The organism is Streptomyces sp. NPDC015220, from assembly GCF_043079345.1.
GTDB lineage: Bacteria > Actinomycetota > Actinomycetes > Streptomycetales > Streptomycetaceae > Streptomyces.
On record NZ_JBIBUK010000004.1, the window covers coordinates 100,585 to 123,662 of the forward strand.

Below are 23,078 nucleotides of genomic sequence, written 5' to 3' on the forward strand. Positions count from 1 at the left end.
CTCAGTCGTGCTCCGGCCGCGGGGACAGCCGTACCAGGGGGATCTCCCGGGTGGTGCGGCGCTGGTACTCCTCGTAGCCCTGGAAGCGGCGTACGACGTGCCGCCACGCCGCGGCCCGTTCGTCCGCGTCCAGTACGCGTGCCCGCACCGGCCGCACCCGGTCGCCGACGCGCAGGACCGCGTCCGGGTCGGCGAGCAGATTGCGGTACCACCTGGGGTGGCCGGCCGACCCCCGGTACGACGCGACGACGATGACGTCGGGCCCGTCGGCGAAGGTGAACAGGGGCACGGAGTACGGCTGCCCGTCGCGGGGACGCCGGGTGGTCAGGATGCCGACCCGGTTGCCCAGCATGCGCGTGCCCAGCCGGCCTCCGGTCCCCTCGTACAGGGCGATGTGCGCGGCGTTGTTCGCGAGCTGCACGAACCGGCTCCACCGGGTGACGGTCCGTCCGGTGCGCCCCTCGCGTGGCGTCGTCCTCATGCTGCGTCCCTCCTGGTCCGCGGCGGTGTGGTCGTACGGGGCCGGTGGTGCGGTACGGCCGCCGGACGCGGCGCCGTCCCCTTCGTCGTCACGTCGGCGTGGCACCGCGTCGGTGCCTCGTACCCGCTCCGCCAGCAGTGTCGGCACGACCCAGAACGCGTGGACGAGCGCGAGGCGTTCGAGGCCCGCTCCCCGGGCGCGCAGCAGGGACAGGCCGCCGCCCAGGCCCGTGGCGGCTCCCGTCACGGCCGCGTTGCCGGTCGGCAGGTGGGCCAGCGCGTAGAGCACGGTGGTCATCGCCGCGGCCCGGCCGGCGCCCAGCCGCCGGGTGAGGCGGCCTTGCACCAGGCCCCGCCAGAAGAGTTCCTCGGCGGGGGCGACCACCAGCAGCAGGTGGGCGCACATCCGTACCGGGTCCGTGGTGGCGGTCAGCGCGCGCAGGGCCGTGGCGTCGGCCGCGAGCCGGGGCACGGCGCGCCGTGCCGGCATGTCGAGGAGCGCGCCCGCCAGGAACATGCCCGCGCCGATGCGGAAGGCCGTCGCGAGGTCGTCCTTGGTCACCGGCCGGTGCCGGGCGGCCGGTTCCACGACGGACGCGGCCAGTCCCAGCGCGCCGTGCGTCAGCGCCAGGGTGCGCCAGTGCGCCCGCCCGGGTCCGCGGAACGCCACTGCCAGCCCCGCCGCGCACAGCGGCACCCCGGCCACCGCCACCCGGGAGGCCGTGTCCCCCCGCCGTACCAGGGAGACGAGCCGCGCGGCCCCGGCTCCCGGCCCTCCGGTCCCTCCCGCCGATCGCGGCGCCGCCGTCATGGGCGGGCCCCGTCGGGCACCGGGGTGTGCGCGGGCCGGGGCGCGGGGCGGCGCATCGAGGGGAACTGTTTGCGGACCCACGCGGTCCACACGCGGGCGGGCAGTACCCGGCTCAGCGGCAGCAGGACGTGCGCGTCGACGCCGACCCGGTACCGCAGGCGCGGACGGCGGTCGGTGAGCGCGCGCAGCACCACCGAGGCCGCGTGCTCCACGGAGGAGCCGCGCGGCAGCCGCCTGGCCATCTGCTCGGTCATCTCGGCCACCAGCTCGCCGTAGACACCGCTGGCGTACTCCTTCAGCGCCGGGACGTTGTCGCCCCAGTTCGAGTTGACCGCGCCCGGCTGTACCAGGCTGACCTCGATCCCGAAGCGCCGGGCCTCCAGCCAGAGCCCCTCCATCGCGGCCTCCAGGGCGAACTTGCTCCCGTGGTAGGCGGCGCCCACCGGGAGCACGAGCTCGCCGGCCATGGAGCTGACGCTCACGATGCGGCCGTGTCCGCGTGCCCGCATCCCGGGCAGGACGAGCTGGGCGAGCGCCACCGGCCCGAAGACGTTGGTCCGGAACTGCCGCTCCCAGCGGTCCGGCGGGACCTCCTCGAAGGGCCCCAGCTCGCCGTAGCCTGCGTTGTTGACGAGCGCGTCGACTCCGCCGTACGTCTCGTCGAGCTCCGCGACGAGACCGCGGCGCGCCGCGTCGTCGGTGACGTCCAGGGGGCGCACCACGCAGCCCGCGGCCTGGAGTTCCCGCAGTGTGCGCGGGTCGCGGGCCGTCGCCACGGTGGTGAAGCCCGCGCTCACCGCCTGCCGGGCGACGGCCCGGCCGATGCCGGAGGAGCAGCCGGTGATCAGCACGACCGGCGGCACGCCCCACGCGCGCGTGGAGTCGGAGGAACCTCGCACATCCTTCACAGGACCACTCCCAGGGAGAAATCGGCGCTGACCCCGGGACCGAACCCGGCGACGACGCCGCGCGCGCCCGGCCGGGCCGTCGCGTCGTCCCAGAACCGTGCCAGCGAATCGAAGATCAGGACGCTCGCGGTGTTGCCGTGCTCCGCGAGCGCCGCCCGGCTGAAGCGGTGCAGCGCCGGGTCGATGTTCAGGAACCGGGTGAGGTCGTCCAGGATGCGGGGACCGCCGGCGTGGGCGAGTACGAAGTCCAGTTCCCCGGTGCTCCAGCCCGCCTCCTCCACGAGTTTCGTGATCGCCGGGGTGACGCCGCGCATGGTGTGCCGCACCCGGCTGTCCAGCCGGAAGTGGAAGCCGGTCTCCCGGACGTCGTAGGAGATCCACCGCGCCGTGTTCGAGATGGTCTCCGAGGCCGACCGCTCGATCCTGAGGCCGTTGCGGGCCGTGCCGCGCATCACCGCCGCGGCGAAGCCGTCGCCGAAGAGGCCCGCCGAGAGCAGTGCGCCGACGTCGGTGTCGGTGGGCTGGTAGCACAGTGAGCACAGCTCGAAGGCGACGATCAGGATGTTGCGGTCCGGGTGAGCCCGGCAGTACCGGGCGGCCGCGCTGATCGCGCCGCTGCCGGCGGCGCAGCCGAGCTGGGCGAGCGGGATCTGGTCGAGGTGGGCGGAGAATCCCAGCTCGTTGATCATCCAGACGATCGGCGACGGCATGGTGAAGCCGGTGCACGACACGAAGGTGACCGCGTCGATCCGGTCCCGGGACACCTCCGCCCGCTCCAGCGCCTCGGTGACCAGGCCCGGCAGATGGGTGCGGACCGCCTCCCAGTACAGGTCGGTGCGCGCGGCCACTCCCGGGTGACGGAGCGTCAACTCGAGGGGCTGCAGGACGCGTCGGGCGCGCACCCCGGTGTTCTCGATGAGACGCAGCGCCGTGTCCAGCCGTGGATGCCCGGGATGCAGTCGGCGTGCCGCCTCCAGTGTGTCCTCGAGTGTGATCTCGTGCTCCGGGAACCGCACCGCGGGACGGCACAGGACGGACATGCGGTAACCACCTCGACCTCGGTCGCGGACATATGGCGGGACGTCAGATCCACGCGGCGAGCGCGAGGAGGGCGAAGAACGAGGCCAGGAGTCGTGGCAGGTGCATCCACGACGGCATCGTGCCCCCCAGTCGCGACCGCGTCACCCCGGCCACCAGCCAGAGCGCGTGGGGAAGGGTGAGCAGGGGCGCCGCGAAACGCAGCGAGTCAAACGTGTACGCGATCAGGGCGACGCACGGATAGGGCGTCAGCACGAACAGCGCGTACCACACCTTGGAGGCGCGCGGCGAGAGCGCGTGGGCGAGGGTCCGCTTTCCCGCTCGCAGGTCCTCCGCGCTGTCCCGCAGATCGTTGTGGAACATCGTCGCGGTGAAGAGGAATCCGGCCGCCGTGGCCGCCATCACGGCCTCGAAGGGCAGTGCGCGCACATTGACCCAGACGACGACCGCCACCACATAGAAACCGTTGATGACGAAATCCATGACCTCGCCGAGCCCGCGGTGCCCGAGCGGAACGGGGCCGCCGGAATACACCAGCATCCCGAAGGAGAGCGGAAGGACCAGCAGCGACCACGGATTCGCCGTCCAGAGCAGCCAGCCCAGTGCCGCGATCCCCGCCGTGAAGCACACCAGACCGACCGCCCGTACCCGCTCCATGGACAGTCCCAGCGCCAGTGCGCCGCCCTTGCGGGCCGTCTCCGGGACGTCCACGCCGCGTTTGTAGTCGTCGTAGTCGTTGAGCAGGCGCCGGGCGATGGACTCCGGCACGAACAGGGCCAGAGTCAGCAGCGCCCGGCCCGTCGAGAGCGTGCCGACCTGGCGGGCCACCGCGAGCGCGAACGCCACCTGCAGCAACACCACCACGGTCATCTGCAGGCCCATCGCCGATATCCAGGCCCGCACCGGTGCGGGCCGGCGCGCCGGCACCGACGCGACGGGCGCGGACGGGAACGCGGACTGTTCCGACCGGAATTCCGGCATGCCAGATTCTCTCCCTTTACGGCGGACGGCCATGGGAAACGCATCCGTCACGACATGTCGGCGAGCGCGGCGAAAGCGGTGACGGCGGCGACCCTGCCGACTTCCGGACGACCGTGCCGATTCAAGTGGTGTGTCGTGTCCACGTCCAGAGACATCCGTGTCCGGTGGGGACATCCGTGTCCCTTTGGACGCCTCGCACCAGGCTGCTAATGTCCGCCGCGATCGTCCCGGTGAAACCGAGAAGTGGGCCCACGGACACGAGAAACGCGCCTGCGGACAATGGGGGTTGGGGCATGAGCGGAGAAAGGCACGACGCGGCCCGTGCGGGGAGGACGACCGGCCGGGAGAAACCCGCACCGAAGCACGCGGGGCAGGAAAGGCCCTATCCGTTCGCACCGTGCGACGCGCTCGCCATGCACCCCCTCTACGAGCATGTCCGGAAGAACGAACCCGTGTGCCCGGTGCGCATGCCCTACGGCGACCCGAGCCTTCTCGTCACCCGCTACGAGGACGTCAAGTCGGTGTTCGCCGACCCGCGCTTCCGCCGCTCCGTGCCGGAGGGCCTCGACCAGCCGCGGGTCACCCCCGACCTGGTGCCGCTCGGCCTGATGGACATGGATCCGCCCGGCCACACCCGCATCCGCCGCCTCATCGCGGCCTCGTTCACCGCCCAGCGCGCCGAGCGGCTGCGCCCGGCGACCGAACGGCTGGCCGACACGCTCCTCGACGCGATGATCGCCGCCGGGCCGCCCGCCGACCTCGTCCGGGACTTCGCCGTGCCACTGCCCATCGGCGTCATCTGCGACCTCCTCGGCGTCCCCTACGAGGACCGCCACCGGTTCCACCACTGGATCACGGAGGTCAACCGGCTCGTCGGCGGCGACGGCGGACAGGCCCGGACCGACAGCATGTCCGAACTCCTCGCCTACATGGCCGAGTTGGTCCAGCGCAGGCGCGTCGAGCCGACCGACGACCTCATCGGCGAGCTGGTCACGGCCCGCGACGAGGGCGACCGGCTGTCCGAGGACGAACTGGTCTTCCTCTGCATGGTGCTGCTCATCGCCGGATACGAGACCACCGCCAACGAGATCGCCGACTTCGCCTACGTCCTGTTCACCCACCCCGACCAGCTGGCGCTGCTCAAGGAGCGGCCCTCGCTGCTTCCCAACGCCGTCGAGGAACTGCTCAGATTCACCCCGCTGACCGTCTCGGCCGCCTACCCGCGCTACGCCACGGCCGACGTCGAGCTCGGCGGCGGCACCGTACCCGCCGGCTCGCCCGTGCTCACCTCGACCAACGCGGCCAACCGCGACCCCGACGCGTTCGCCGAACCGGACCGCCTCGACCTCACCCGCCCCGCTCCCCGCCACCTGGCCTTCGGCCACGGCCCGCACCACTGCGCCGGCGCGCCCCTCGCCCGCATGGAACTCCAGGTCGCGCTCGGCCGGTTGTCGGCACGGCTGCCCGGCATCCGGCTCGCCTGCGCTCCAAAGACCGTGGAATGGAAGACCGAACTGCTCTTCCGCGGACCGGAGCGGCTGCCCGTCATCTGGTGAGCCTCCGCTCCCGGCACAGCACCCCGTGAGACCACCGCCGTCCCGACGACAGGAAGGCCGCCCGCCTGTGGACTCCGCCACCGAGGACACCGCGAACCAGCCCGCCGACGCACGTCCCGCACACCCCCCGGCGGCCCCGCGGGTCGTCGCTCCCCACTCCGACGAAACGTGGACCCGCCGTGCGCCCGGGCTCCCCCGGAAGACGAAGAACGGCGGTGTCCGGTGACGGGGAAGCGCACGGAACGGGACGGGGCCGGAGCGAGCGTGCACACGGCCCTCGCCGCCGCCCGCGCCGCACTCGCCGACCAGCAGGACAAGGAGGGCGGCTGGACGGCGGACGCCACGGCGGACGGCATCTGGTGCACGGCTGTCGATGTCCTCCTGCACCACCTGCTCGACGCCGTCGACCCGGGCCGGAGCTCCGAGCAGCGCGCCCGGATCGTCCTGGGGCAGAACGACGACGGAGGTTTCGCCCTCCGCGCGGACGGGCCGTCCGACCTGTCCTGCACCGTGCTCTCCCACGTCGCACTGCAACTGACCGGCCACGCCGAGGACCGCGAACGCCTCGACCGGGCCGCGCGGTTCGCCCGGCGGCACGGCGGTGTCGACGCCGCCGGCGCGGAACCCGCGCGCTTCTGGCTGGCGTTCACCGGAGCCGTCGCCTGGGACGCGACCGTGCCCCTCTTCCCGGAACTGCTCCTGCTGCCCCGGGCCTCCGGCGCCGTCACCCGCCCCGGCCCCGCGGCCCGCGCGGTCGCCGCCGCCGTCGGCGTGCTCGGCTCCGTGCGTCCCGTACGGGAACTCCCCATCGACACCGCTCCGTTGCACGTCCCGAGGAGCACGCGTCCCGCCCTCCGCGCGGCCGCGACCACCGCCGTGCTGCGTGCCGCGCACGTCCTGGGCAGACGCTCCCCCGGCCCGCTGCGCCGCAAGGCGCTGCGCGAGGCGGAGCACGTGCTGCTCAACGGGCTGGGCGCCGACGGGACGTGGAGCGAAGACCCGTCCGCCGCGGCGGTCTGCGTGCTGGCCCTGTGGGCGCTGGGCCACAGCACCCGGCACCCCGCCGTCGGCGCCGCGCTGCACCCCGCCGGCCGGGACGGCACAGGCCGCGTGCCCGCCCTGCCCGCCACCGCCGCGGACACCGCCCTCGCTCTGCGCGCCCTGGCCGCGGCGGGTGACCGGGCCGGCTGCGATCCCGTGGTGGACCGCGCGGTCGACCGGCTGCTGCCCCACCTGAGCGACCTCACCGGAATCAGTGCCGGCCCGGGTGCCCCCGCCCCCGCCCCGGACGTGGAAGGCACCGCGCTGTCCCTCACCGCCCTGCACCGGATCGGCGCACCACTGTCCCGCGAGGCGGGCGCCGCCGTCGCCCGAGGTGTCCGGTGGCTCCTGGAGCGGCAGTCCGCGAACGGCGGCTGGTCGCGCCACGGTGTCCGCCACCGCTCCCTGCCGGGTCAGCGGGCCCTGACCGGACCGGGCCTCGTCGAACCTCCCTCGCCGGTTGCGACGGCCCACGTCATGGAGGCGCTGTGCGCCGAGGGATACGCCTGGCACCCCTGCGTACGCCGTGCCCTGCGGCTGCTGCTGGCCGACCAGGACATCGAGGGATTCTGGGAGGACCGCCGCGGCGGACGGCTCCACGCCACCACCGAGGTCCTGCTCGCGCTCGACGCGGCGGGAGTGGGTGCCGGGCACCTCGCCGTGGAGGGGGCCATGGAGTGGATGTACCAGCGGCAGAACCAGGACGGCGGCTGGGGCGACGAGGCCGAGCCCGCCCCGGGCACCGCCCGACGGGCGAGCGGCCCGAGCACGGTGGCGCAGACCGCCCGGTGCGTCCTCGCCGCGCACACCACCGGCCTCCTCGACGCCCCGCGCGTCGACGCGGCCGTGGCCTTCCTGCTGCGCCACCAGGGCGAGGACGGCGGCTGGGCCCGTCCGGCGGCGCGTACGGCCTCCGCACCGGCCGGGGCGCACCCGCCGCCGGACGTCCGCACCGACGCGTACGCGCTCTGGGCGATCGCCCTGCACGCACGCCACGCCGAGTCGGCGAGCCGTGCGGACTCCGTGCCCGGTGGCGACCTGCCGGGCGCCGCCGGGCCCACGGGCCGCAGCCGGCTCGTGCCGTCCACGGCCGTATCCGCGGAACAGGAGGAACGACGGTGACCGCCTCCCAGACGCGCACTCCCACCGGAGCTCCCGATGCGCCCGAGCCCGCGGAGTACGACACCTGGTCGGCCTTGTGGTGGCAGCGCCGGGGCCCGCTCGCCATCCTGCACTGGGGAGCGCGCGCCCGCGCCGAGCACGTTCCCCCGGCGGGCCGTCCCGGCGCCGTGCTCCTCGACGTGGCCTGCGGCGGAGGGCTGCTCCACCCGCACATCAGGGACAAGGGCTACCGCCACATCGGCGTGGACGTGTCCAGCAAGAGCGCGGAGGTGGCCCTGCGGCACGGTGTCGACGAGGTCCTGCTCCATGACATCCACGACATCCCGCTGCCCGACGGGTGCGCGGACGTCGTGGTGGCCGGATACTGCCTGGAACACGTCGCCCGCCCCTTCGACGTGGTGGCCGAGTGCTGCCGCCTGCTCAAGCCCGGCGGCACCCTCGTGATGGACACCATCTCGAACACCCTCCTGGCGCGGCTGTCGGTCATCACCCTGGGCGAGGGCCTCCCGCTGACCTGGGCCGCGCCCAAGGGCACCCACGATCACCGCTTCTTCATCGCCCCGCACCGGCTCGCCGAGGCGTGCGCGGCCCACGGCGTGCCCGTCGACGTCTTCGGCGTCGTGCCGCACGTCCGCGACCTCGTCTCCTGGTCCCTGGGACGCGGGTACGACGTGCGCATGCGCAGTGGGACGTTCACGAAGATCCTGTACGGGGTGGCCGGGGTGAAGCCGCTGGAGGGCGCCGCCCGGGCAGCCGCGCACATGGACGCCGTGGGGGTGCCGGAGCAGCGATAGCCGACGGCGAGCAGCACCCACGCACTGGCCTCGATGGCCCTGGCCACGGCAGTGCCGTCCCGCTCGCGTCCCGATCGCTCGTGCTCCTCGGTGACACGGGCGGGCAGCGGGATCGGGTCCGTCGGCGGCGCGTGGACGGCGGCCGGCGCTCCGTCTGTGGGGACGAGCCGGCCACGCGCGATGGCTGTTCGAAGCCCGGGTCACTTCGGTCTCTGCCCCGTCGCGTACGACACGCGTGGCGCAACCGCCGCGGCGAGCGGCGAGCGGCGAGCGGCGAGCGGCGAGCGGCGAGCGGCGAGCGGCGAGCGGCGAGCGGCGAGCGGCGAGCGGGAGCCTGTCCGATAGTCGGCCGTCGGCTGGGAGAGAAGCTCTAGGGTCCTGGCTTGTGACTGGACTCTCCTCGTACCACCGTGCGACAGCTGATGCCTACGATGCCGTCGCCGTCCTCTACGCCGAACTCTTCCGCGACGCGCTCGACGCGCTTCCACTGGATCGCGCGGTGCTCGCCGCGTTCGCCGAGACCGTGCGGGCCGCCGGCTCCGGCCCCGTCGCCGAACTGGGGTGCGGCCCTGGATCCGTCACCGCGCACCTGCGGGATCTGGGGCTGGACGTCTTCGGCGTCGACTTGTCGCCCGTGATGATCGACCTCGCCCGTGAGGCGTACCCGGACCTGCGGTTCGAGGTCGGTCCCATGGAGGCCCTGGACCTGGCCGACGGTCGGCTGCACGGCATCGTGTCCTGGTATTCGGTCATCCACGTCCCACCGCGGGACGTGCCCTCGTACTTCGACGAGTTCCGTCGGGTGCTCGCGCCCGGCGGAACGCTTCTGCTCGCCTTCTTCGAGTCGGAAGGCGAGCCGACCACGGCGTTCGACCACAAGGTGGCGACAGCCTATCGATGGCCGATCGACGACCTGGCGGGCCTGGCAGGAGCGGCCGGCTTCACCGAGATCGGCCGGATGCTGCGTGAGCCCCTGGAGGAGGAACGGTTCCGACGGGGGCATCTGCTGATGCGCTCGGAGAAGTGAGCCGCGTACCGGGACGCCTCCGGCATCGCGGAGATCTCCGAAGTGGTCCGCGGGGTGAAGCTGGAGCGTGCTCCCGGATGCCGCTCACGGGGGGAAGCGGCATCCGGGAGTCGCACCCGTCAACGTACCTGCCCCGGCGGCGTTCGAGCCGGTGTCGGGCAGGACTCGGCGCGCCTCGTGTCGTCCGCGGCCGGGGGGTGGTGGACGATCGGCGGTTTCCGGACACCGCAGGGCAGGAGGGCGGCGCGTTCGGCGGTGGTGCGGGCGCGGTTCTGCTCCGGCCGCTGTCGGACGCGGGCGTGGGCGCGGAGGTCGACGACGTCGTGGTCGCGGAGGTCGACGGGGTCGGCGAGGTGGTCCCACTCCTCGCCGACGGCTGTGCCGGTCTCCCGGGGCCTCACGGTGGTCGTCGGCCGCAGTCCGGTGTCGGAGGGGGATCAGCGCAGCCGGCGCGCGCGCAGCACCACGTCGTCGGTGTGGTGCGCGCCCGCGCCGCCGTCGGGCACCGCGCGTGGCCGCTGCTCGTCCACCTCCACTTCCCAGTCCTCGTCGAGCAGAGCGGCGACCATCGAGGGCCAGACGTAGTCGGCCGGGTCGAAACCGTCGTCGTGCGCGTGCCGGGTCTCCATCCCCGCGTGGTGGACGAGCAGCAGCACCCCGCCGGGCGCGACGGCCGCGAGCAGCGCTCGTTCGGCCGCGGCGTCGGGGGTGCGCAGCAGGGCCGGGTACTGCGCGGAGACCAGGTCGAAGGAGGCCGGCGGGAGCGGCGCCTCGGTCAGTGCGGCGTGCACCCATCGAACGGTGAGCCCGGCGTCCCGCGCGTGCCCTACCGCCCGTTCCAGCGCCACGCCCGAGACCTCGAGCGCTGTCACGTCCCAGCCGGCGGCCGCGAGCCAGATGGCGTCCGCGCCCTCGCCACAGCCGACGTCGAGCACCCGTCCGGGGGCCAGCCCGGCGACCTCGGCCACGAGCGCGCCGTTGGGCCGGCCGCTCCACAGCTGTTGTCGCTCGGCGTACCGGTTGTCCCACTCGGCGCGCACCGCTGGGTCTCCCAGGTACCCGTCGGCGGGCCGGGGAGCGTCGGGCGCGGGCGAATCTGCTTCGGTGTTCTCGGTCACCGGCCCACCGTCGCCCATCGTCTCCCGCTCACGCCACTTCCGTTGCCGGTCCGGCAAGTCGGCGTACGGTCGCTCGTCCGCACGGTGCGGACCGTCGCCGGTCGCCCTCCGGGCCGCGTCCGGTGACCACGAAGCGGCAGTGCGTCATGGAGACCGGCATCCCGCCCGAGCCTCCCTTCCGAGCCGCCCCGCCGTCGATGCGGCGCGGGTGCGTCGCGCCGGCGTACGACAGCGGCCCGTGCGGCGTGCGGCCCGCCTCGCGGCATCACGAGGCGGGCCGCACGTGTTCCACGTCCACCGATCCGACGCGCGAGGCCGTCACAGCCGCACGCGGAAGGCTCTCGGGCACGACGTCCGACCGGTGGCCCCGGTGGCCGTGGCCGTCAGGGGTTGACGTTGATCTTGAACGTGGAGGTGGTGTTCCGGATGTCGACGGCGTTGCCGCTCAGCTTCAGCCCGTTGAACGTCACCTCGCCGACGGCCGGGCCCTGGCCCTCCTCGGGCTTCTCGTTGGCCCACAGACCGAAGCCGGACTTGGCGTCGTAGGCGTCCCCGCTCCTGCGGGCGCCTGAGATCGAGATGTCGGTGAGGATCGTGTCCCTGATGGGGTACTGCGGCTGCCCTCCCGAGTAGTTGGTCTGGAACATCACCCCGCTGTAGGTGGGATCGACGATGTCCACATGGTTGACCCGAATGCCCTGGAACACCTTGGACGCGGAGAAGAGCCAGATGCCCGGGAAGGTCTGCGCCCCCCAGAAGTGCCCGCCGGCCCGCTCGATCGTGACGTTGTCGAAGGTCGTCGGGTCGGTCCCGAAGCCGTTCATCGGGTAGCCGAAGTCCAGGGAGGAGATGGTGATGCCGGAGTAGACCAGTGTGTCCGCGATGCGGATGTTACGGAAGGTGTTGTTGTAGCCGCCGTACACGGCCACCCCCGCGGCCCGCCAGGTCAGGGTGCTGGTCAGGTTCTCGTAGACGTTGTTCTTCTCGTCAGCGCCGCCCGCGTCGATCGCCGAGAACAGCGCGAAGCTGTCGTCGCCGGTGGCGCGCGCGTCGTTGTTCGTCACCAGGTTGTCCGTGGAGCCGTTGGTCATGTTGACGCCGTCGGCGAAGGTGTCGCGGATCCGGGAGTTCTCGATGGTGATGCGATCGGTGTTGGCACCCCAGTACAGGCAGACCATGTGCTCGGCCCAGATGTCGTCGATGACGATGTCCGACACGTTGGAGAAGTCGAACACCTTGCCCGGTCCGTCGATGCGCGAGGTGTAGTTGCCGAAGTAGGAGAAACCCTTGAACCTCGATCCCTTGGCAGTCGCGTCGACCCGGAAGCCGACGTCGGTGTTCTCCTGCGTCGAGGGCGCGTGGAACGTCGTGTACCAGGGGCCCGCGCCGACCACGTTCACGGCCCTGCCGTAGATCTGGAACTTGCCCGAGGTCTCGTAGTCGCCGGGCGGCAGGTAGACGCCGACGAGCTTGCCCGAAGTGTCCATGCGGACCTTGTCGAGCGCGTTCTGCACGTCCTGCTGGGTGAACCCGGCGGGGACGGCGTACGTCGAGGCGTCGGGGTCGGCGACGGGTGAGACCTGTTCGAGGTCGACGAAGTCGATCGCGTAGGTCGAGGTGTTCGCGGTGTCCTTCTGCAGCCGGATCCTGCTTCCCTTCGGGACGGTCTCGCCCAGCAGGAGGTGGGCCTCGTCGTAGATGTGCCGTGGGGCTCCCGCACCCGGGGAGTTGCCGGGTGCGGTTTCGGCCCCGTAGAGCCAGGCGTACTTCGACGTCAGCGGCAGCGCCTTCTTGAAGACGCCGTCCACGTAGACGTCGATCGTGGAGTCGGCGCCCCCGCCGCCGGGCGCGTCGGGGATGGAGAAGCGGGTCACCAGGGTGTTGGTGGGGGCGCGGGTGGTGAACTCGACGTACTCCCCCGTCGCGTCCAGTTTCACGGCCCTGCGGCCGGAGGCCTCGCCCGCGAGGTCACCGACGGTGCGGTTGGGGCCGACCACGCCGGCGCCGCCGCCCAGTGTGCCGTCCTCCGCCTCGTACGTGTCGTACGGCATGTGGGCGCCGCGTCCGATGAACAGCGGACGGGTGGCGGTGTTGTTCTCGCGCTTGACCGGCACTTCGTTGGCGTCGGCGGCGACGACGGTCTTCACCGTGTAGGAGCCGTTGGCCGCCGTCCAGGGACCGAGCGCCACGTCGGCGGAGGACCCGGCGGCCAGCGTCCCCTTGTAGGTGCCGGTCAGGGTCCTGACCGTGCCGCCCGTGGAGTCGGTCAGCGTGAGGGTGACCCCGTGGTCGCCCGCCGCGGCGGCCTGGTTGCCCTGGTTCCTCAGCGCCACCTTGAAGGTGACGTCCTGCCCGGCCGTCGGGCTGGACGGCGACGTGGTCACCGAGGACACGACGAGGTCGGAGGTGTCGACCGGCTCGACCACGAGCGGGTCGGGGCTGGTGTAGGTGTTGTTGGACTCGTTCTGCTCGATCACCGCGTCACCGTCGTCGGCCACGGCGCCGAGCTGGTAGCTGCCGGCGTCGAGCTGTCCGAGGGAGGCGGTGACGGTGGTCTGCTCACCGGCCGCCAGCGCGCCCACCTTCGCGGTGGCGGCCTTGGACCCGCCTAGGTTCACGGCCAGGGTGCTGGCGGCAGCGGCGGCCGGGCCGCTGTTGCGTACCGTGGCGGCCACGTCGACGCGGTCCGACTCCACCGGGGCGGACGGCGACACGGTCAGCTCGGTGACCTCCAGGTCGGGGTTGGGCGCCGGAACGCCGACCACCTGCAACTCGGCCACCTGGCCTGCCGGAGCGCCGGAGTTGGCGGTGAACCTCAGCTGTACGTCGGCCACTCGTGCGGAGACCGGGACGGTGACGGTGTTGCCGCCGGCCGGATCGAACGTGTAGCTCTTCGCGTCCACCAGGGACTTGAAGCCGCCGGCGCTCTGCTCCCGGCCCAGCACCTCGATGGTCTGCGTGCGCTTCGACCAGGCGGCGTCCGGGTTCAGTCTCACCACGAGGTGGTCCAGGTCGGCGTTGGCGCCCAGCTTGACGGTGAGCGTGTTGGGGTAGCTTCCGCCCGCGCCCTCCCAGTAGGTCGTCACATCGTTGTCGTCGGCGTTCGCCGCGACGAAGGCGCCCACGTTGGAGGAGGCGACGACGGGCTTGCCGACGGCGAGGTCGGAGCCGTTGCCTCCGCGGCCGTTGCGGGTCACGCTGTTGCTGGGCACGGACTGGTTGCCGGCCGCGTCCCTCGCCCGCGCGTAGTAGGTCACCGTGGCGGTCGACGGGCGGGTGTCGGTGTAGGTGGTGACGTCACCGGCCACACTGCTCAGCAGTGACCCGTTGGCGTAGATGTCGTACCCGGTGACCTTGGTGTCGTCCGAGGAGGCGGTCCAGGTCAGTCTGATCTTCCCGTCGGACGGCTCGGTGTACGCCAGGTTCGAGGGTGCGGTCGGAGCCTGCGTGTCGCCCTTGTCGCCGGTGCGGGTGACGGTGTTGCTGTTCGGCGACTGGTTGCCGGCCGCGTCCCTCGCCCGCACGTAGTACGAGACGGTCTCGCCGGTCGGCCGGGTGTCGGTGTAGGTGGTGACGTCACCGGCGACGCTGCTCAGCAGTGACCCGTTGGCGTAGATGTCGTACCCCGCCACACCGACGTCGTCGCTCGCCGCGTCCCAGGTCAGCTTGATCCGGCCGGTGGTGGGCTCGGTGAACGCCAGCCGGGCCGGGGCGCCGGGGGCCTGGGTGTCGCCGGTGCCCGGGCCGTAGATCTCCAGCTCGGACACCTGGGCGGCCAGCTGCACGGTGTTCGCCGTGACCAGGACGCGCACGTAGCGGGTCGTGGTGGCGTCGAAGGCCACCACGGCCGAGTTCCCGCTGTCGGGGTCGAAGGTGTAGGCCTGCGACGCGGTCAGGTCGGTGAAGTCGCTGCCGCTGGTGCTGCCCTGGATCTTCAACGTCTGCGCGCGCTTCTCCCAGCCGGCCGGCAGCCGCAGGACGACGCGGTCGACGCGGACGGAGGATCCGAGGTCGGCCTGGAGCCACTGCGGGAAGGCGCCACCGCTCTCCCAGTACGAGGCCCGGTTGCCGTCGTTGGCGTTCGCGGCGGTGTAGACCTGGGTGGTGCTGCTGGCGGTGAGGGTCCTGCCCGCGGCGAGGTTGGCCGTCGACTGGCCGGCGGTGTGCACTTCCAGCTCCGACAGCTGCGCCGCCTTCCACCCCGTGTTGCCGGTGATGACGATGCGCACGAAGCGCGTCCGGGCCGCCGGGAAGCCCACCGTGACGGTGTTGCCCGAACCCGGGCCGAAGGTGTACGAGGCGGAGGACTTGAGCGTGTTGAAGCTGGTTCCATCGGCGCTCCCCTGCACGGAGAGGGTCTCGCTGCGGCTCTCCCACCCCGCCGGCAGCCTCAGCACCACCTCGTCCACGTTCTGTGCGGTGCCCAGGTCGGCCTGCACCCACTGGGGAAGACCGCCGCCGGAGCTCTCCCAGTAGGTGCCCTGGTCGCCGTCGGTGATGTTCGCGGCGGCGTACTCGCTCAGAGCGCTGCTGGCGGAGGCCTTGTCCCCCAGCGCGACGTTCGCTCCTCCTGTGGCCCGTGCGGCCGCCACCGGACCGGCCAGGGCCAGAAGACTGCTCACTATCACGGCACTCAAGGTCCGCGACTGCCATCTATGGATTCTCATCAGCCCCTCGATCTTGGTCTCGGGTGAACCACCGCGCGACGCGGCTCATGGGTTCGTCCACAAAAAAGCGGGGTCGCGCCGCTTCTTGCGTCGCGGGCTCAGAGAGTTCCAGAAACTTGTCAACTCGTCTACAGCACACACAAGGAACGTTGCGCTTCCCGCGAAGTTGCCCGACCTGTGGGGCGTGGATCGACGCATCGGGCACGGCGCCGCCGTGGCCCCCGCCCACGGGGTCTCGCCGTCACTCCGACGCAGCCGGCCTCGGCAGATGCGCGCAGCGGACCGCGGGGGCTCCGGCCGGAACGGCCCATGGCGCGGCCACCCCGAGCGGTGGGCCGGGGCAGTCGGCGCAGGGTGTGCGATCAGCGCTCGGAAGACCGGTCGGAGGTGAGGGTGTCCGCCCGGCGCACTCGGGATCGTCGCATGACCCTGACAAAAAATGAGAGCGGCGGTCCCACTTGTTGAGTCACTGAGTGAGCTGCTTGCACCGTTGGGGCGTCGAGTTTCCGCTCCTTGACGTTTTCGCGAGCGACTCCGTCCCGAACCCGGCAGGGATCACGCAACGAAAAGCCCGCCGGTGCTGGTGGTGCCATCGCTCAAGGCGGTGGCACCACCAGCACCGGCGGGCCGGCACGAGGACGGAGGATCACGTGCCGCGAAGGCTGGCGCAACGGGCGATCCCGGGCCCGGATCCAGGGGAAACGGTCAGCGCGCCGGGGGCGGCGCGGTCGATCCGCGGACGACGAGTTCGGGCTCGAAGAGCAGCTCCCCGGGGTGCGGATGCGAGCCGTGGATCTGGGCGCACAGCAGGTCGACCGCCGCGCGGCCCATCGCCTCGATGGGCTGGCGCACGGTCGACAGGGGCGGCTCCGTGCACGTCATGAAGGCGGAGTCGTCGAAGCCCACGACCGACACGTCCCCGGGAACGGAGAGCCCGCGTCTGCGCGCGGCCCTGATGGCGCCGAGAGCGATCGGGTCACTGCCGCAGACGATGCCGGTGACGCCTTGCTCCAGGAGCCGCGCGGTCACGGCCTGCCCGCCCTCCAGCGAGAAGATCGACCGCTGCACGAACTCGTCCGGCAGCGTCATGCCCATGGCCTTCGCGGCCACTCGCGCGGCGTCCAGCTTGCGCCGCGACGGCATGTGGTCGGCGGGCCCGATGACCAAGCCGATCCGTTCGTGGCCGAGGGAGGCGAGGTGGCGCCACGCCTGCTCGACGGCGACCGCGTCGTCGCACGCCACGCAGGGGAAGTCAAGGCCCTCGATCGACGCGTTGACGAGGACGACCGGGACCTTGCGCTCCGCCAGCAGGTGGTAGTGCTCGTGCGGCGCGTCGGCCTGCGCGAAGAGGCCGCCGGCGAAGACCACCCCGGAGACCTGCTGCTGGAGCAGCAGATCGACGTATTCGGCCTCGGCCACGCCTCCCTTCGTCTGTGTGCAGAGCACGGGGGTGAGCCCCTGCTGCGCGAGCGCGCTTCCGATGACCTCCGCGAACGCGGGGAAGATCGGGTTCTGGAGTTCCGGCAGCACAAGGCCCACGAGTCTTGCGCGCTCCCCGCGCAATTGCGTCGGGCGTTCGTACCCGAGGACGTCCAGCGCGGTGAGCACGGACTGCCGCGTCGCTTCGGAGACACCGGGCTTGCCATTGAGGACACGGCTGACCGTGGCCTCGCTGACCCCTACCTTCTTCGCCACCTGGGCCAGTCGTCGCGTCATACCTGCAAGAGTAACGCAAGTCTCGCAAGCTGTTGCGTCTGTCTTTCCGTCCATCACCGTCAGGTCAGGCCCGTGACTGCTCCGTGCGGGCCGGCCTGGCGAGGGAGGTCTTCGCCGCTCGTGCGCAAGCGGACGCAAGTCCGTCCTGTTCCCTGCTCCGGTCGCCGGCGCAGGCGGGGGCGGGGGCGGGGGCGGGGGCGTTGCCCCCGTGATGCGTGCGCGGCTCGGTGGCCTCGGGCCCGGTCCCGTCTCGGCAGGGTGGCGCCCGTACCGGGGCGACGGCGGGCACGGGGGCCGGGAGACCGTTGCGTGGATTGCGGGGGGGGGCGCCGCCCTGTTCCGCGTCGCTCGGTGCGGAACAGGGCGGGGGTCGGCCGACGGGTCAGACCCGCAGCCACACGGCGGTGTCCTTCGGCAGCGTTCGGTCCGCGGGCAGCGGGCCGCTGGCGAGGAGGAGCCGCTGGTGCGGCGGCAGGGCGATGGGCGCGTCGGAGTGGTTGACGACGCAGACCAGGCCGTGGGCCCGGCGGAAGGCCAGCACGTCGTCCTCGGTGGGAAGCCAGGTCAGGGGGCCGTCGCCGAAGCCCGGCTCGGTGCGGCGCAGGAGGATGGCCTCGCGGTAGAGGGCGAGCATCGAGTCGGGATCGGTGCGCTGCTGGTCGACGGCGTAACGGGACCAGTTGGCGGGCTGAGGCAGCCAGGGCTCGGACCGCGTACCGAACCCGTATGACGGTGCGTCGGCCTCCCAGGGCAGGGGGACGCGGCAGCCGTCGCGGCCGGGGTCCGTGCCGCCGGAGCGGTAGTGCATCGGGTCCTGGATGCGGTCCAGTGGGATGTCGGCCTCGGGCAGCCCGAGTTCCTCGCCCTGGTAGAGGTAGACGGAGCCGGGCAGGGCGAGGGTGAGCAGGGCGGCCGCGCGGGCGCGCCGGGTGCCCACGTCGAGGTCGGTCGGGGTGCCGAAGCGCTTGCGGGCGAAGTCGAAGGCGGTGTCGGCGCGGCCGTAGCGGGTCACGGTGCGGGTGACGTCGTGATTGCACAGGACCCAGGTGGCGGGGGCGCCGACCGGGGCGTGCTCGGCGAGGGTGTCGTCGATGGCGCGGCGCAGCCGGCCGGCGTCCCAGGGACAGGTGAGGAAGTTGAAGTTGAACGCCGTGTGCAGTTCGTCGGGCCGCAGATAGCGGGCGAAGCGTTCGGCGTCGGGCAGCCAGACCTCTCCGACGAACACACCGCCGTACTCGTCGGCGACCGCTCGCCAGGAGCGGTAGACGTCGTGGATCCCGTCCTGGTCGATGAAGGGGGACGGGTCGGCTCCCTCCACGAAGTCGGGCAGCGCGGGGTCCTTGACCAGCAGGGCCGCGGAGTCGATGCGTACGCCGGCGACGCCGCGTTCGAACCAGAAACGCAGGACGTCCTCGTGCTCCTGCCGCACCGCCGGGTGGTCCCAGTTCAGGTCGGGCTGTTCGGGGGTGAACAGGTGCAGGTACCACTCGCCGTCGGGGACGCGGGTCCAGGTGGTGCCGGAGAACTGCGACGGCCAGTCGTTGGGCGGCAGTTCCCCGTTCTCCCCGCGTCCGGGCCGGAAGTGGAACAGCTCCCGCTCGGGGCTGCCCGGGTCCGCGGCGAGGGCGGCCCGGAACCAGGGGTGCTGGTCGGAGACGTGGTTGGGGACGATGTCGACGATGGTGCGGATGCCGAGTTCGCGGGCCTCGGCGATCAGCTTCTCGGCCTCGGCCAGAGTGCCGAAGGCCGGGTCGATGGTGCGGTAGTCGGCCACGTCGTAGCCGCCGTCGACCAGTGGTGAGAGGTACCAGGGGGTGAACCAGACGGCGTCGACGCCGAGTTCCGCGAGGTAGGGCAGTCGGGCGCGCACGCCCGCGAGGTCCCCGGTGCCGTCGCCGTCGCCGTCGGCGAAACTGCGCGGGTACACCTGGTAGATGACGGCGTCGCGCCACCAGTCGTCGGTGCGGTGCGGTACGGGGGCTGCCACGGGTGCGTCCTTTCGGGCAGGGTGGATCTTCGCCGTCGGCGCGTACAGCGGGGCGTCGGACGGGCCGGCGGCGAAGGCTTCGGGAGGTGGGAGGCCGGGCGGCGGGGCGGTCAGCCCTTGAGGCTGCCCGCGGTGAGGCCGCTCATGATGTTGCGCTGGAAGATCAGGAAGATCAGCAGGGTGGGCAGGGAGGCGATCGTCAGCGCGGCGATCAGGACGTTGACCGGCACCCCGTTGGACAGTGAGTAGATCCCGACGTTGAGGGTCTGCTTCGCCGGGTCGGGCAGGGTGAGCATCGGCCACAGGAAGTCCTTCCAGACCCCGACGATCGCGAAGATCGACACCACGCCGAGGATCGGCCGGGAGATGGGCAGCACGATGGAGCACAGGGTGCGCACCGGGCTCGCGCCGTCCATCGAGGCGGCGTCCAGGAGTTCCTTCGGGATGGAGTCGAAGAACCGCTTCAGCAGGAAGATGTTGAAGGCGTTGGTCACCGAGGGCAGCCAGATCGCCCAGGGTGTGTTCAGCAGGTTCCGCTCGACGACCGGTACGTCGAGGACCGTCAGGTACTGCGGCACGACGAGCACCGTGGCGGGGATCATCAGGGTGGCCAGCATCATGCCGAGGACGGCCTTGCCGAACACCGGGCGGAGCTTGGAGAGCGAGTAGGCGGCGGCCACGTCGAGTACGAGTTGGAAGGCCAGGGCGCCGAAGGCGTAGTAGAGGGTGTTGCCGAGCAGCTTGGCGAGGTCCATGACCTCCCAGGCGTGGCTGTAGTTCTCGGGTGCGAAGGTTGCGGGCACCAGGGTCGGCGGTGTCCGGATGACCTCCTGCGCGTCCTTGAAGCCGCCGGAGATCATCCAGTACAGCGGCCCGAGGAAGACCAGTGTGAAACCGCCGACGACGAGGGTGAACACGGTCCAGTAGAGGGCCTTGCCGCGGGGTCTGGCCAGCTGGGCCGGCGGGATGAGCGTACGCGTGGACATGATGGTCCCTCCTGGCCTACTCGTCCTCGGCGCGGCTGAGCTTCACGTACACCGCCGAGAATCCGGCGAGCAGTACGAGCAGCAGCAGGCCGAGCGCCGCCGCGGCGCCGTAGTTGTTGAAGTTGAAGGCGTACTGGTAGATGAGGTAGACGACCGTCGTGGTGGAGCCCTCGGGGCCGGCGCCGCCGGTCAGCAGGAACGGCTCGACGAAGACCTGCATCGTCGAGATGATCTGCATGAGCAGCATCAGCGAGAGGACGAGGCGCGTCTGCGGGACGGTGACGTGCCAGATCTTCCGGAACAGGCCGGCTCCGTCGAGTTCGGCCGCCTCGTACAACTCGCCCGGGATGCCCTGGAGGGCGGCGAGGTAGATGAGAGCGGCGCCGCCCATGTTCATCCAGGTGGAGGCGAGGACGACGGAGAACATCGAGAGGTCCGCGTCCTGGAGCCATTGCTGTTCGGGCAGATGGAGGAAGCCCAGCAGCTCGTTGAGGAGTCCGTATCCGGGGTCGTAGAGGTACTTGAAGAGCAGGACGGAGGCGACCGGCGGCAGCATCACGGGCAGGTAGACCAGGAGACGCAGGTAGCCCTTGCCGTGGCGGAACTCGTTGATGACGATCGCCACGACGAACGGCACGGCGAACCCGAAGACCAGTGCGAGCACGGTGAACAGGAGCGTGTTGCGCCACGCCTGCCAGAACGCCGGGTCGTTGAACACCGTGGTCAGGTTGTCCAGGCCGACCCAGGTGACCTCGCCGCCCTCGGTCTTCTGGAAGGCCAGGAAGAACTCCCTGACCATCGGATACCACGAGAACACGGCGAAACAGACGACCGCGCCGATGAGGAATCCGTGAGCCGTCAGATTGCGCCGAAGGCTCTTGGCGAAGGAGCCGCCGGATGCCGCGCGGGATGCTCCGCGGGCCGTGGGAGGGCGGGAGGGTTCCGCCTTGCTCGGGGTCAGGCTGGGGGCCGACATCGTCGCTCCTCGGTACTGGTCTGCCGGGTCTGTTGCCGGGGACAGTCCGCCGGGCGGGGCGGCCCTTGGCTATCCGCCCCGCCCGGTCCGGTCACTGGTTGGCCAGGATCTGGTTCACCTGCGACTCCGCGGTGCCGAGGAGCTTGTCGACGTCGGCGTCCTTGTCGGTGAGGATGCCGGACATCACGTTGTCGAGGACCTTGTAGATCTCCTGTGCCTTCGGCGGCTCGGCCTTGCCCGCGACGGGGTCGGCCATGAAGGTCCTGAAGTTCTCGACCGGCATCGTGGCGTTCTCGGCCCGGGCGGCGTTGTCCTTGGTCTTGGACCCGTTCAGCCAGAAGTTGGGCTGGGGGACACCGACCGGCAGGCCGTCGGCCTTGGTGCGCGCCCAGTCGAACTGGCCCTTGCCCACGGTGAGGTCCTTGAAGTTCAGCCAGGCGATCGCGGCCTTGATCTTGTCAGCTGAAATGCCCTTCTTGATCATGTAGTTGTTGCCGCCGGCCAGGGTGTTCTTGCCGCCGGGGATCGGCCCCATACCGAAGTTCTCGTACTTGGCGCCGAGTTGCTGGGCCATGTACGCGATGTCGTCCGGGGCGGCGAGGAACATGCCCAGCTTGTCGGTGGCGATCTGCTTCTGCAGGTCGCCCCACTTCAGCAGCTGAGTCTTGCCCATGCTGTCGTCCTCCCAACGCATGGCGTGGAGGTTCTCGGCGACCTGCTTGCCCAACGCGTTGTCGAAGGCCGCCTTCTCGCCGCTCGAGTCGACGATCTCGCCGCCGACGCTGTACATCTGGGCGGTGAAGTGCCAGCCGCCCTGGTTGCCGGCGCTGTACTCGCCGAAGCCGGCGATGCCGTTGCCGAGGCCGGCGATCTTCTTCGCCGCGGACCGGACCTCCGGCCAGGTGCGCGGGGGAGTGTCGGGGTCGAGACCGGCCTGCCGGAAGAGCTTGCGGTTGATCAGCAGGCCCATCGTGTAGTTGCTGGTGGGCAGACCGTACAGCTTGCCGTCCTGCTTGAGGGAGCCCAGGACGTTGGGGTCGATGTCCTTCAGCAGCGGCACCGTCCTGTCGTTGACGTACGCGGTGATGTCCTCCGCGCCGTCGTTGTCGAGCACCTGCGGCAGGTCGGTGAAGTAGGTGTAGAAGACGTCCGGCTGCGACTTCGCCTTCAGCATGGCCGTGAAGCGCGGCGGTTCCAGGCACTGGCCCGGGGTGGAGCGGCCGTCGATGGTCACGTTGGGATAGGTCTTGTTGAACTCCGCGACGTCCTCCTTCCACTCCTTCAGCTCGGCCGCCTTCGTCTTGGGCGGCATGCAGTCGATGGTGATCGTCACCTTCGTCTTGGGATCCAGCGGTGCGGACGGATCTGACGAGCCGCTCCCCTGGGAAGCGCCGCCGTCGTTGTCGCTGCTGCTCGTGCCGCACGCGGCGAGCGCGCTCAGCGTGAGAGCGGAGACGAGGGCGACCGCGCTGGCGCGGCGAGTACGGCGGAACCGGGCACTTCTCATGGGTGGTCCCCTTCGGGCATGAACGTGGAAGTCGCCCCACCAGGCGGAGGATGCGTTGTGGGGTTCGGCACACTCAACCACCCCGCCCAGATGAACGCAATATCTCGCGTTCGTTTCGTAATTCTCTGACAGGGGGAAGTCGGCTGAGTGCTGGGCGGTGTTGTCGTGGACGCCGTTCGGTACGCATCCGCCACCGCCGACGCGCTGCCCGGCCCACCGGACCGGGAGCGAGGACGGCGACGACTCCGGCGCGTGGGCGGCCCACGGGGCGCATACGCCTCGTTCCGTCCCCGCCCCGCGGCCGGCCGGACGTCCACGGCGTCCCTTCGCGTCCGCACGGCATTCCGGCGCACCTGACCGAGC

At 71.5% G+C, this 23,078-nt stretch carries 16 protein-coding genes; 4 read left to right on the forward strand and 12 right to left on the reverse strand.

Going from position 1 to position 23,078, the window contains the following annotated elements:
- Position 1: 1 nt before the first annotated feature.
- From ACF061_RS12030 to ACF061_RS12045, 4 genes are read right to left on the reverse strand one after another with little or no spacing between them, the layout of a single operon-like run.
- A complete protein-coding gene (locus tag ACF061_RS12030; protein ID WP_392266727.1) occupies positions 2-1,291 on the reverse strand; it encodes a nitroreductase/quinone reductase family protein in 1,290 nt (429 codons plus the stop codon).
- On the reverse strand, positions 1,288-2,199 hold the full coding sequence (locus tag ACF061_RS12035; RefSeq protein WP_392266728.1) for an SDR family NAD(P)-dependent oxidoreductase: 912 nt from the start codon (positions 2,197-2,199) through the stop codon (positions 1,288-1,290). Before ACF061_RS12035 ends, ACF061_RS12030 begins: the two co-directional genes overlap by 4 nt.
- A complete protein-coding gene (locus ACF061_RS12040) occupies positions 2,196-3,239 on the reverse strand; it encodes a type III polyketide synthase (RefSeq protein ID WP_392266729.1) in 1,044 nt (347 codons plus the stop codon). The genes ACF061_RS12035 and ACF061_RS12040 overlap by 4 nt, the downstream gene beginning before the upstream one ends.
- Before the next feature lie 43 nt (positions 3,240-3,282).
- Positions 3,283-4,218: a prenyltransferase gene (locus ACF061_RS12045; RefSeq protein ID WP_392266730.1), complete on the reverse strand. Its 936-nt coding sequence runs from the start codon at positions 4,216-4,218 to the stop codon at positions 3,283-3,285.
- Positions 4,219-4,511: 293 nt separating this feature from the next.
- Between ACF061_RS12045 and ACF061_RS12050 the strand changes: the two genes are divergently transcribed.
- From ACF061_RS12050 to ACF061_RS12065, 4 genes are all read left to right on the forward strand, one after another.
- Positions 4,512-5,774 (forward strand): cytochrome P450, encoded by a 1,263-nt coding sequence (locus ACF061_RS12050; RefSeq protein ID WP_392266731.1) that lies wholly within the window; start codon positions 4,512-4,514, stop codon positions 5,772-5,774.
- A 264-nt stretch (positions 5,775-6,038) separates the two neighbouring features.
- Positions 6,039-7,937: a prenyltransferase/squalene oxidase repeat-containing protein gene (locus ACF061_RS12055; RefSeq protein WP_392266732.1), complete on the forward strand. Its 1,899-nt coding sequence runs from the start codon at positions 6,039-6,041 to the stop codon at positions 7,935-7,937.
- A complete protein-coding gene (locus ACF061_RS12060) occupies positions 7,934-8,731 on the forward strand; it encodes a methyltransferase domain-containing protein (protein ID WP_392266733.1) in 798 nt (265 codons plus the stop codon). The genes ACF061_RS12055 and ACF061_RS12060 overlap by 4 nt, the downstream gene beginning before the upstream one ends.
- Positions 8,732-9,116: 385 nt before the next feature.
- Positions 9,117-9,758, forward strand: a complete 642-nt coding sequence (locus ACF061_RS12065) for a class I SAM-dependent methyltransferase (RefSeq protein WP_392266734.1) — start codon at positions 9,117-9,119, stop codon at positions 9,756-9,758.
- Positions 9,759-9,877: 119 nt separating this feature from the next.
- On the opposite strand, the gene ACF061_RS12070 is transcribed toward ACF061_RS12065, so the two are convergent.
- The 8 genes from ACF061_RS12070 to ACF061_RS12105 all read right to left on the reverse strand — a co-directional run bounded on the left by ACF061_RS12070 (position 9,878) and on the right by ACF061_RS12105 (position 22,715).
- The gene (locus tag ACF061_RS12070) at positions 9,878-10,159 is read right to left on the reverse strand and encodes a hypothetical protein (RefSeq protein ID WP_392266735.1); all 282 of its coding nucleotides are present in this window, start codon (positions 10,157-10,159) and stop codon (positions 9,878-9,880) included.
- 36 nt (positions 10,160-10,195) lie between these two features.
- Entirely contained in the window at positions 10,196-10,894 is a 699-nt protein-coding gene (locus ACF061_RS12075) for a class I SAM-dependent methyltransferase (RefSeq protein WP_392266736.1), read from the reverse strand.
- Between the two features lie 365 nt (positions 10,895-11,259).
- Entirely contained in the window at positions 11,260-15,543 is a 4,284-nt protein-coding gene (locus ACF061_RS12080; protein WP_392266737.1) for a discoidin domain-containing protein, read from the reverse strand.
- A 705-nt stretch (positions 15,544-16,248) separates the two neighbouring features.
- Positions 16,249-17,259 carry a LacI family DNA-binding transcriptional regulator gene (locus ACF061_RS12085; RefSeq protein WP_392266738.1) on the reverse strand — a complete coding sequence of 337 codons (1,011 nt, stop codon included), beginning with the start codon at positions 17,257-17,259 and terminating at the stop codon, positions 16,249-16,251.
- A gap of 382 nt (positions 17,260-17,641) precedes the next feature.
- Positions 17,642-19,246 carry a glycoside hydrolase family 13 protein gene (locus ACF061_RS12090; RefSeq protein ID WP_392266739.1) on the reverse strand — a complete coding sequence of 535 codons (1,605 nt, stop codon included), beginning with the start codon at positions 19,244-19,246 and terminating at the stop codon, positions 17,642-17,644.
- Between the two features lie 110 nt (positions 19,247-19,356).
- Positions 19,357-20,232, reverse strand: coding sequence for a carbohydrate ABC transporter permease (locus ACF061_RS12095; RefSeq protein ID WP_392266740.1), 876 nt, complete (start codon positions 20,230-20,232; stop codon positions 19,357-19,359).
- 16 nt (positions 20,233-20,248) lie between these two features.
- Complete coding sequence (locus tag ACF061_RS12100; protein ID WP_392266741.1) at positions 20,249-21,208, reverse strand: carbohydrate ABC transporter permease; 960 nt, start codon at positions 21,206-21,208, stop codon at positions 20,249-20,251.
- 91 nt (positions 21,209-21,299) lie between these two features.
- On the reverse strand, positions 21,300-22,715 hold the full coding sequence (locus ACF061_RS12105) for an ABC transporter substrate-binding protein (RefSeq protein WP_392266742.1): 1,416 nt from the start codon (positions 22,713-22,715) through the stop codon (positions 21,300-21,302).
- Positions 22,716-23,078: the final 363 nt, after the last annotated feature.